The organism is Anaerotignum lactatifermentans DSM 14214, assembly GCF_900142265.1.
In the GTDB taxonomy this organism is placed as follows: domain Bacteria; phylum Bacillota; class Clostridia; order Lachnospirales; family Anaerotignaceae; genus Anaerotignum; species Anaerotignum lactatifermentans.
Genome location: NZ_FRAH01000037.1, coordinates 21,908 through 32,488 on the forward strand (window position 1 = coordinate 21,908; position 10,581 = coordinate 32,488).

Below are 10,581 nucleotides of genomic sequence, written 5' to 3' on the forward strand. Positions count from 1 at the left end.
GATAGACCAATATTATAGAAAAAATTGACTTTATTCTTAATAAGTGCTACAATACACATACCCATAGAGGTATGGAGGTTAGCGTATGAAACAATGTATGGATTCTGCAAATCTGCATCGCAGGCTTGCAAAAATTATTGGACAAATTCAAGCAATTGACAGAATGATTGACGAGGATGTGCCTTGCGAGGATATTCTTTCTCAAATTAATGCAGCGAAATCTGCTCTTAATAAAGCGGGACAGGTAGTGCTTGAAGGTCATATCAAACATTGCGTAAAAGATGGCATTGAACATGGAGATGCGGATGCAACAATTGAGAAATTTACCAAAGCAGTAGAACGCTTTGCCAACATGCAATAAAATAAAATTTTTCCGAAAGGCAGTTTAAATAACTGCCTTTTTTCTTTTGGAATCCTTGACATATTATACCCCTATGGGTATAATATGGGTATACCCCCATAGGTATAATAGTGGTCAAAGTATGGGTATAGAAAAGAGGTTTCATATGGAGAATATTATCGGAAAAGTGGAAGAATTTATGGAGCTTGGAGGAAAAAAGAAGGATATTGTGTTTCTAGTGCTTGGCGGACTCTCGCTTATGATAAGTGTTTTTGATTTGGTACCATTGCCGTTTGATGCGGCGTGGATTGCTATTATTCTTTGTGGTGTGCCAATTGTTTTAGAAGCCATAATTGGTCTTATTACTTCCTTTGATATTAAAGCAGACGTACTTGTATCTCTTGCTCTTATTGCTTCAGTGTTTATCGGAGAAGATTTCGCTGCAGGCGAAGTTGCTTTTATTATGCAACTTGGCTCTTTACTTGAAGATCTAACTGTTGCTAAAGCGAGAGCGGGTATTGAAAAACTTGTTCGTTTAACGCCGCAGACAGCAAGAGTTATTATGAACGGTGAAGAAAAGATTATTCCTGCCGAGCAAATAAAGGTTGGTGATATCATTCGTGTTCTGCCTGGTGAAACGATTGCTGTTGATGGTGTTATCATTTCTGGTCAGACTTCTGTAAATCAAGCGGTTATGACAGGAGAATCTCTCCCTGTAGATAAAATAGTTGGTGATGAGGTATTTTCGGGTACGGTCAATCAGTTTGGTGCATTTGAAATGAAAGCTATAAAAGTCGGTGAGGACAGTTCCATTCAAAGAATGATTAAGCTGGTACAGTCTGCCGATGCGGATAAGGCAAAAATCGTTGGTCTTGCGGATAGATGGGCAACTTGGATTGTTGTGATTGCGCTTACTGCTGCAGGTCTGACTTGGGCATTTACGGATGAAATTATTCGTGCAGTTACTATCCTTGTTGTGTTTTGCCCTTGCGCATTGGTACTTGCTACCCCTACTGCAATTATGGCAGCTATCGGAAATGCTACGAAACATGGCTTTCTTGTCCGTGAAGGTGATGCTCTTGAAAGACTTGCCAAAGTATCAAAAATAACTTTTGATAAAACGGGTACTCTAACATATGGCACACCCAAAGTAACTGCGGTTAAATCTGTTTCTGCATATAGTGAAGATGAGATTTATTCCTATGCTGCCTCAGCTGAGCACATGAGTGAACATCCTATTGGAAAGGCTATTGTCCGTTGTTACGGTCAAAAAACAGTCGCTTGTAAGGATTTCAAAATGAGTCTCGGCGAGGGAGTAACGGCTACTGTTAATGGAAAGGTTGTTAAAGCAGGTAATTTAAAGCTTATGGAAGGCGTAACAATTTCCAAAGAACTTGCAAATGCTGCAGGTAAATATTTAAATGAAGGTAGTACTATAACTTATGTTGTCATTGATGATGTATTAGCAGGTTATATCGTTCTTTCTGATACGGTGAGAGAAGAAAGTAAGGATATGATTGCAGCACTTGGTAAAATCGATGTGCATCCTGTTCTTCTTACCGGAGATAACAAGAATGCGGCTGAAACCATTGCGAGTCAATTGGGCATAAGTGAGGTTTATGCTAATTGTCTGCCAGAAGATAAGTTGAACTATATCGGTAAATATCAAGATGGTGGATATTCAGTCTGTATGATTGGTGATGGCATTAACGATGCACCAGCACTTAAAAAAGCATATGTTGGCATTGCGATGGGTGGTGTTGGGAGCGATATTGCGGTGGATGCCGCAGATATTGCTCTTGTGAATGATGAAATCAAAGAGTTACCACACCTTTTATCCCTTTCAAAGAGAATGATGACTACCATTAAGGTGAATCTATCATTCTCTTTGGGACTAAATTTTCTTGCAATTGCACTTGCTATAACCGGGTTACTCGGTCCCGTTACAGGTGCATTGGTACATAATACAGGATCAATACTTGTAATTATAAACTCGGCATTACTTTTGAATTGGAAGAAAAAATAAAACTGCTAGTGCCCTCTGCAAGTTTTACAAGTCTTGCAGGGGGTGCTGTCAATATGTATATAATACCGCAAAGTAACGGAAACTGTCCTTCAGTTCAAACTATGGTGATGAAAAGAAATAATGGTATAACAGAGACAGCGGTCAGTTCAAAAAGATGATGATAAGAATAACAAATATAATATTGAAAATTCTTTTGCTATTGCAAGGCTATCAAAAAACTGACGTTCTTGACAGAGTGATATTGCCGTGTTATGCTAAGCTATATATTGAGTATTATGTTTCAGTAAATCTGAAACAGGCTGTTTAAGGATTATATGCGTGATTGTTATGTGTTTTTACATATCAGTCACGCATTTTTTATTTTGACGATAGCGGGAAGAAATCAAATGAAATTTTGGTTTTTTTCCGCTTTTTTTATTGGTCAAAGGGCGAAGGAGCCTTTGATATAAACAAATATTTTTAGAAAGGTGGAAGCGTTTATGAATGAAAAAGTGTTTATGGATCAGTATCAAAAGAATTTTTTGAATGAGGAGGAATTTATTGCCTTTCTTCAGGAAAGGGAAGAAAACTCTGCTTGGCAGCGAGAAAAGAGTAGTGAAATCCGTTTTTTAGCAGCAGATGACCAGAAAGTGACAATGTTCATGGAGAACGAGGAAAATCATGAGATGCAGCCAATTATGGAAGATACCATGGAACATACCCGTCTGGTTCTGAAGGTGCAGGATAGTTTTTATCCGGTACGTAGCTGTGCAGTGAAAACCATTTTAGATAGGGCAAGGGTCTCTGGCAACGCCTTGAACAAAGTGGAAAAAACTGTCCTTGCTAAAATTTTGAACTACTGTATGGAAGTTGCATCTGGAGAAGCATTGCTCAGGTTTTGCGAGAAAAAAATATCCGCTGTTCATGGTGGTGATCCATCAGACTACGCAGTATTAGAAATGCCGGAATTATTCCGCAAGACAGTGGAATACCTGCAAACGAATTTCCCAGGATATACCTTTGCAGGTGCATCTTATGACCATAGTGTAGCTACTGCTTTATGGGAGCTGAGCAATGAAACAGATTTGCTTCAGGAGTACAGGAAGCTGCTGAAAAAACACCGTTTACCAACAGATGGGTTAAAAGCCGGACTTCGTTTAACGACTTCTGATGTGGGGTATAGTGGTGCAAACTTATATCCATTGCTCTTTGTTGGAAGCGGAGCTAAGATTTTACCTCTTGGCAGTCCTTTAAAATTGGAACATAAAAATGGTGCTAGTCTTGAGAAATTTGACAGCCAGTTAAATCTGTTGTATGCCCAATACGGAAAGGCATTAAGCAGCCTAGAAAAAATGATGAGCCTGATTTTGTTTCATCCAGTAAATACCTTGCTTGGTGTTATGAAGCGTATCGGTATCCCGAAAAAAATTGCCATGGAAATTGCAGAAAATTTCCAGCAGCAGAACGGAGAAACATGTTGTTCAGCGTATGAAGTCTATTTGGGCATTACAGAGGCAGAACATATCCTCATGCGTGATGAGCCAGAAGGCGCTAAAATCGTGAAAATGGAGGAGAACATTGCTCGTGCGGTGCATATCCGTTGGAAGGACTATGATCTGGCTGGAGAAATGAAATGGTAAAAGGAGGAACAAAAAATGTCTTTGGATTTACAGTATGAACCAGAAGTTGTGGTGGATATTACAGGATTAAGTAATGAAGATTGGCTGGAATATCGAAAAAGTGGTATTGGTGGCAGTGATGCCGGCATTATTCTCGGTGTATCAGCCTATAAACTCACAAGAGATGTTTATTTCGAGAAAATTGGCAGAACACCTGACATGCCAGAGGATGAAAATTGGGTCACTCTTGAGGTTGGAAAGCGTTTGGAGGATCTGGTTGCAGAAATCTTTGCGAAAAAAACAGGATTTCGTGTCTGGAAGGAAAAAAGGATGTTGCGTCATCCATTATATCCCTATATGATTGCAGACATTGATTATATGTACGAAACGTCATCTGGTGAAATCGGTATTTTAGAATGCAAAACCGGCAGCCATTATGTGAAAGATAAATGGGACAGCGGTGCAGTACCCTATACTTATGAGGTACAATGCAGACATTACATGGCAGTAAGAAATGTTTTTGCCAGTTATGCTGCTTGCCTGCATGGCAACACAGAAAACGATTTTATCTATCAGAAAATCGAACGCGATCTGGATTTTGAAGAAAATCTGATTGAACAGGAAGGGATGTTTTGGTACGACTATGTGGAAAAGCAGCAGGAACCGCCGTTAACAGGTGATGGTGATTTGATGCTTAGGAGCCTGAAGCGTTATCAAGCAGAGCGTAATCAACAGGAAGAATTACTTTTTGATGATAAGTATGGAGATGTACTTGAAAAAATTATAGAAATAAAAAGTGAAAAATCAGCTTTAGATAAGACAGGTAGAGAATTGGAAGGAAAAATCAAGACAATGTATGCACAATTTGCAGCCATGTTGGGTTCCGGTACAAAAGGAAAGTGTGTAGCAGATGGGTGTGAGTATTTGATCACCTATAAGCCATCTTACCGTACCTTGATACCAAAAGAAGCAATGGAACGAATGAAGTTAAATGACAAAGAAATGTTTGATAAATATGCTTCTGTTTCAGAAAGCAGAACATTTCAAGTGAAGAAAGTTTTGAAATAAAAGGTAAGGTGATGTGTTTTGATTGCGTCCTATGAAAAGACAATTTATAAGAATGAAGAAAACGGATTTTGCATCCTGCGTATGGTGAGTGAAGAAAAAGAGGAGTTTCCAAAAGAAACGCTGAAACATCAAAACTTCGGGGATGACAAGGTCCGTTTTTCTGTAAAGGGATATTATCTTCCGGAAAGGACCAACATGATGCTGGAGCTCAATGGCAAATGGGAAAACAGCAAATATGGTCTGCAATATACCGTAGACAGTTTTCGCGAAATCATTCCCAAAACGAAAGAAGGTATAGCAGCATATCTGTCTTCTGGTTTGATCCAAGGTGTCGGTCCTGCCACAGCTATACTGATTGTATCGAAGTTTGGATTAGATACATTGGAGGTTTTAGAACACGAACCAGAGCGTTTGCTAGAGGTACGAGGCATTACCCAAAAGAAACTGGATAAGATCCGTCAATCTTTTGCAGACAGCCAGAGTATCCGAGAACTGATGACCTTTCTATCACCCTATGGCATTTCTGTGAATAAAGCGAAAAAGATACAGGAAGCCTTTGGTGTGAATGCGGTGGAAACTATCAAAAACAGACCATTTGCCTTATGTGAAATCTCTGGCTTTGGTTTTTTGACGGTTGATGAAATGGCGAGAAAAATCAATTTCCAACCGGATGATCCTCTGCGTATCGAAGGCGCCATCCTGTATGTGCTGGAAGACGGCAAAGACCATGGCAATGTGTATTTGCCAGAGAGTGAGGTGCTGAAAAAGGCATTGGAGATGCTGAATGAGAAATGTGAAGATACACCTGTGGATGCGTCTGCACTCCGCGAGGTTTATGACTTGATGCAGAAGAAAAAGACAATTATTTCTGAGCATGAGCAGGTCTATCTTCCGAAACTTTATTTATATGAAAAGGAAACGGCAAAGAATATTGCGGCACTGTTGTGTCGAAAAAAGAAACCAGAAGATTGCAAAAAATTTTTGGAGGAAGCACAGAAGGAAAATGGAATCTGGCTTTCTGAAGCCCAAAGTCAAGCTGTAGAAATGTGTATGGAACATCCGTTTTCTATTATCACAGGTGGTCCAGGTACTGGTAAAACAACGGTACTGAAAGTCATTCTGGCAGTCTATGGAAAGATGTTTCAAGGCAAAGAGGTCTTACTTGCAGCACCCACTGGGAGAGCAGCAAGAAAAATGTCGGAAAGTACAGGATATCCAAATGCTTCTACGCTGCATTCCGCTCTTTCTTTGACATCAGATGCCAATGAGCAGGATACGACGGTTTTATCTGCTGATTTCATTATTGTAGATGAAGCATCTATGCTGGATATGCAGCTGGCATATTATCTTTTTGAGGCACTTGCCAGCGGAACAAAGGTTTTGTTCGTAGGTGATATAGATCAGCTTCCCTCTGTTGGTGCAGGAAATGTACTCAGTGAGTTGATTGGCTGTGGTTTAGTCCCGGTAACAGTACTGGACACGGTATTCCGTCAGCAGAACACCAGTAGGATTGCCTTGAATGCCCATGCAATGAAAAATGGAGAGACAAAGCTTTTATATGGCGATGATTTCCAGTTTATAGATGTGAGCGATGTTGCAGAAGCAGTTCAGTCTATTCAGGAAATTTATCAGAGAGCGGTGAAAACCTATGGACTGGAGCAGGTACAGGTATTATCTCCGTTCCGCCTGAAAAGTGATGCCGGTGTGAAAAATCTGAATCAGATGTTAAGAGAATTAGCAAATCCATTGATCAATAAAACCATGGAACTCTCTTATGGAAGCACATCATTTCGCTTTGGCGATAAGGTAATGCAGACAAAGAATACAGAGGTTGCGAGCAACGGTGATATCGGTTTTATTGGAAAGGTAGATAAAAACAATGATGAGGTATTGACAGTCAAGTTTTCAGACCATCGCTTTAAGACATATACAATAGATGAGTTAAATCAGCTGGAACTGGCTTATGCCACTACCATTCATAAATCACAGGGTAGCGAGTATGAATGTGTGATCCTGCCGATTTTATCCTCTTTCTATGTAATGCTGCAAAGAGCCTTGATCTATACAGCCATTACCAGAGCGAAGAAGAAGGTGATATTGGTTGGTCAGAAAAAGGCACTTTTTATGGCAATCCATAAAAATAGCAGTGTCAAGCGTTATACATGGTTGGGAAAAAGAATTCAAGATGCGTATAAGAAGAAAACAGAAGGGAAAAAGACAGCTGTGGTACATACAAAAATACCAGAACAGTTAGCATTGTAAAAAGGACGCTGCGTGATTATGAGAGGACTCTGATCACGCAGTTATTTTTTTGAAAAGGAGAGAAACAACTATGAATGAAACGATGGCAAAAAATATGGAAATTATCAATGGTTTGAATGAAGTGGAAGGCTTCGATCCAGCGGCTTTTTTAAGAAAACTGCAAAGCGAAGCAGGAGAGGAACAGCTCTATCTGGATGTAAAATATCGTAAGCTGTGGTTTCGATTGAAATACCCTTTAGGAAAAATAGCAAAACGTATCATCAAGTTGGAGAATGATTATGCCATCATTGAAAGTAGGATATATCTGGATCGAAACGATCCAGAGGACAGCTATATTTCCTGTGCGATGGCACAGCGTTGGCGTACAGAAGATGACGCCTATGGGAAGAAATATGTGGAGTCTGCTGAAACAGCTGCAGTGGGCAGAGCTTTAGCGGATGCTGGCTTTGGTATCCAGTTTGCTGAACCAGGTGAAGAACATGATCCAAATCCGGTAGACGCACCGGTCACAGTATCAAAAACAAATGAGAATGACCTGTCACCAGAAGATGATGAGCCGTTGCCGGAAGAACCTGTGCCACAGCAGAAGAAAGTTAGAGGTGAGGTCGGAAGTGAAAAATCAAATCCCAAAAGCAGCAAAAAAGAGGAACTGTCGGAACACATGAGTGTTGAGGAACTGACAAAGAAAATGACTTTGGATGATGCCAAAGCTTATATCATTCCTATGGGTGTTTATAAAGGAAAAACCATAGGAGAACTTTGTCTGGAGAAACCGAGTGCTCTGACATGGTATATAGACTCATACGGCGGCAGAAACAATCTGCTTCGTGCCGCAGCAAAGGTATTACTGGATGCTGCGAAATAACAAGGAGGGTATCATATGGAGAAAATATATCCGTTTACCATATTAGATGTGGCAGGAATATTAGACTTGAAGGTTCGCCGTAGACAACCCACAAATATGGATGTAGACTGCCCTTTTTGTAACCACAAAAAAGGAAAAATGAATATCAATCTTGTGAAAAATGTTTTCCGCTGTAACTATTGTGAAACATCAGGGGGGATGATCGACCTATATGCCAAGCTGCATAAGATAAGCCAAAGACAGGCTTTTGAGGAAATTTGTGAGATTTTGCATTGTGGGAAAAAGGCGTCAGAATACCAGACATTTGCTGCTAAACAGAAAAATATGGTACCAGAGTTGGAGCAGGTAGAAAGAGCAGACCTTGAAACGAGAGATCAGACCTATCGTATGTTGCTTTCTCAGTTGATATTGACAGCTTCACATAAGCAAAATTTGCTGGAAAGAGGGCTTCGTATTGATGAGATTGTAAAATACCAATACAGAAGTACGCCAGCCTTTGGATTTCATAATATTGTATCTGCATTGGTGGCAAGTGGTTGTCAGCTCAGCGGTGTGCCAGGTTTCTATACAAGAAAGGATAATACCTATGGTATACAGTTTCATAAAAAAGCTTCTGGTATTTTAATTCCAGTCTGTGCTCTGGATGGACGTGTGGAAGGCTTTCAGATCCGATTAGACCATCCCATTGAAGATAAGAAGTATATCTGGTTTTCCAGTTCCAATCAGTTTCGAGGAGCTTCTATTGGTGGTCCTGTGCATTTTATAGGTAATCCAGCAGCCAAGACAGTATATGTGACAGAGGGGGCGTTAAAAGCGAATGTTGCTCATAGCCTGTCTGGTAGGACTTTTCTTGCAGTAGCTGGTGTGACGCATTATGAGGCTTTAAGACCAGCTTTTGCACAGCTTAGGGAAAACGGTACAACAGATATCATAGAAGCATATGACATGGATAAAGAAACAAATCCACATGTGCAGAGAGCTTGTATGAATATGATACGGATTGCCAATGAGTATGGGTTTCAGGTACACCGATTGAAATGGGATGAAAAATATAAGGGGATTGATGACTGGCTTCAGCATCAACAGATTATAAAGACTATGAAATAGGAGGTTTCATTTGATGGATAAGATTAACCAGCTTTTTATAGAAACATTAAAGAAAGCTGAACAGGAAGGAAAAAAGGAGTATGTGTTTGCTGCTATCTGGAGTTTGATGAAAGAAATCAGAGGTTATCACGATAAAGGTTTTATGGAAAAGATTCTTTTTCAAATTGCAAGAAAGAAACTTGATTTTTTAATGGTGGCAAAGTCAAGGAAGGAAGTAAACGAGATTTTGCGTCCGTCACTTCCTGTTTATAATGGGAATACGTTTTTACCCAATGGACCATTTCATGTGGAAGAAGAGGAATTAGTGATTTGGAGTATAGTATCCATAAAAGTACCTTTAAATCACGAAGGGTTTTTGAGGTATCATCAGTTATTCAAAAAAATTGTTGAGGAACAACATCTATAAATATTTTTATTTGTGATATTTTTTGACTGCATGTAAATTTTTGCATGCAGTTTTTTTATGGAGAAAATTGATATCTAATGTGATTTTTTGTTGAAAATAACAGATTTTAGCCAAAACTAAAATTTTTTCGGAAAACTTTGGATTTTTAGTATTAAGACGTGATTTATTAGGTGAAAGAGGTGGTGATGTAACAAATTGTGAATATGAGGTGGTTAAATGATAATACTTCCATTCGAGAGTGAAGACCTACTCAGTAAGTTTGATTGTTTTTGTAAGAAAGTGCTACGGTATCGAAATTATAATATTTATAGAGAAGAGAAAATAGAAAGAAAAAAAGGAATTTTGTATGTTGGAAATCATAATGAAATTTTTGATCAAGTATGTGTGGAGGATCAATATGGCATACTGTATTTTTGGTTAAAAATGGATGGATTTGTAGTGGCTATTGAGAATGAGTTGCTTTATAGATCCCTCTTATTGTTGCCTCATAAAAAACTGGTTATTCTTATCATGAGTTTTTTTGAAGGTATGACCGATAGGGAAATATCTCAGGAAATGTTGATGCCTCAAAGTACAGTGCAGTATATGGACTATAGTCAATAAAGTGGACACAATTTATAAAGAAAAGTGCCGAGTACAGCTGCTTAGTGCTGTGCCCAGTACCATTCTTCTTTTTCATTTGGTGTCATCATTCCGAGAGAACTATGCGGTCTCTTGGCATTATAGAATCCTTCGATGTATTCGAATACAGATAACCGGAGTTCCTGCAGAGAATGATATGTTTTACGGTTAACTTCTTCTTTTTTGAGGTACTTGAAGAAACATTCACAGCAGGCATTATCGAAAGGATATCCTTTCTTGGAAAATGACTGTACAACATTCAGAGAATCCAATAACTGCCGGAATGCA

10 protein-coding genes are annotated in these 10,581 nt (G+C 39.3%); 9 read left to right on the plus strand and 1 reads right to left on the minus strand.

Annotated elements, in window-relative coordinates:
- Nucleotides 1-85: 85 nt before the first annotated feature.
- The 9 genes from BUB35_RS10635 to BUB35_RS10675 all read left to right on the plus strand — a co-directional run bounded on the left by BUB35_RS10635 (nucleotide 86) and on the right by BUB35_RS10675 (nucleotide 10,275).
- Nucleotides 86-361 (plus strand): metal-sensing transcriptional repressor, encoded by a 276-nt coding sequence (locus BUB35_RS10635; RefSeq protein ID WP_072851566.1) that lies wholly within the window; start codon nucleotides 86-88, stop codon nucleotides 359-361.
- 145 nt (nucleotides 362-506) lie between these two features.
- Nucleotides 507-2,366, plus strand: coding sequence for a heavy metal translocating P-type ATPase (locus tag BUB35_RS10640; protein ID WP_072851569.1), 1,860 nt, complete (start codon nucleotides 507-509; stop codon nucleotides 2,364-2,366).
- 479 nt (nucleotides 2,367-2,845) lie between these two features.
- Entirely contained in the window at nucleotides 2,846-3,985 is a 1,140-nt protein-coding gene (locus BUB35_RS10645) for a hypothetical protein (RefSeq protein WP_072851572.1), read from the plus strand.
- Between the two features lie 15 nt (nucleotides 3,986-4,000).
- The gene (locus BUB35_RS10650) at nucleotides 4,001-5,032 is read left to right on the plus strand and encodes a YqaJ viral recombinase family nuclease (protein ID WP_072851574.1); all 1,032 of its coding nucleotides are present in this window, start codon (nucleotides 4,001-4,003) and stop codon (nucleotides 5,030-5,032) included.
- A gap of 18 nt (nucleotides 5,033-5,050) precedes the next feature.
- A complete protein-coding gene (recD2, locus tag BUB35_RS10655) occupies nucleotides 5,051-7,294 on the plus strand; it encodes an SF1B family DNA helicase RecD2 (protein WP_072851577.1) in 2,244 nt (747 codons plus the stop codon).
- Nucleotides 7,295-7,364: 70 nt separating this feature from the next.
- On the plus strand, nucleotides 7,365-8,159 hold the full coding sequence (locus BUB35_RS10660; RefSeq protein WP_072851579.1) for a hypothetical protein: 795 nt from the start codon (nucleotides 7,365-7,367) through the stop codon (nucleotides 8,157-8,159).
- Between the two features lie 15 nt (nucleotides 8,160-8,174).
- Nucleotides 8,175-9,266 carry a DUF3854 domain-containing protein gene (locus BUB35_RS10665; RefSeq protein ID WP_072851581.1) on the plus strand — a complete coding sequence of 364 codons (1,092 nt, stop codon included), beginning with the start codon at nucleotides 8,175-8,177 and terminating at the stop codon, nucleotides 9,264-9,266.
- 13 nt (nucleotides 9,267-9,279) lie between these two features.
- On the plus strand, nucleotides 9,280-9,672 hold the full coding sequence (locus BUB35_RS10670; RefSeq protein WP_072851584.1) for a hypothetical protein: 393 nt from the start codon (nucleotides 9,280-9,282) through the stop codon (nucleotides 9,670-9,672).
- Nucleotides 9,673-9,888: 216 nt separating this feature from the next.
- Nucleotides 9,889-10,275, plus strand: a complete 387-nt coding sequence (locus tag BUB35_RS10675) for a hypothetical protein (RefSeq protein ID WP_072851587.1) — start codon at nucleotides 9,889-9,891, stop codon at nucleotides 10,273-10,275.
- A gap of 41 nt (nucleotides 10,276-10,316) precedes the next feature.
- Here BUB35_RS10675 and BUB35_RS10680 read toward each other — a convergent pair.
- Nucleotides 10,317-10,581 (minus strand): integrase core domain-containing protein (locus tag BUB35_RS10680; protein WP_143158976.1); only part of this gene is annotated, 265 nt, incomplete at its 5' end.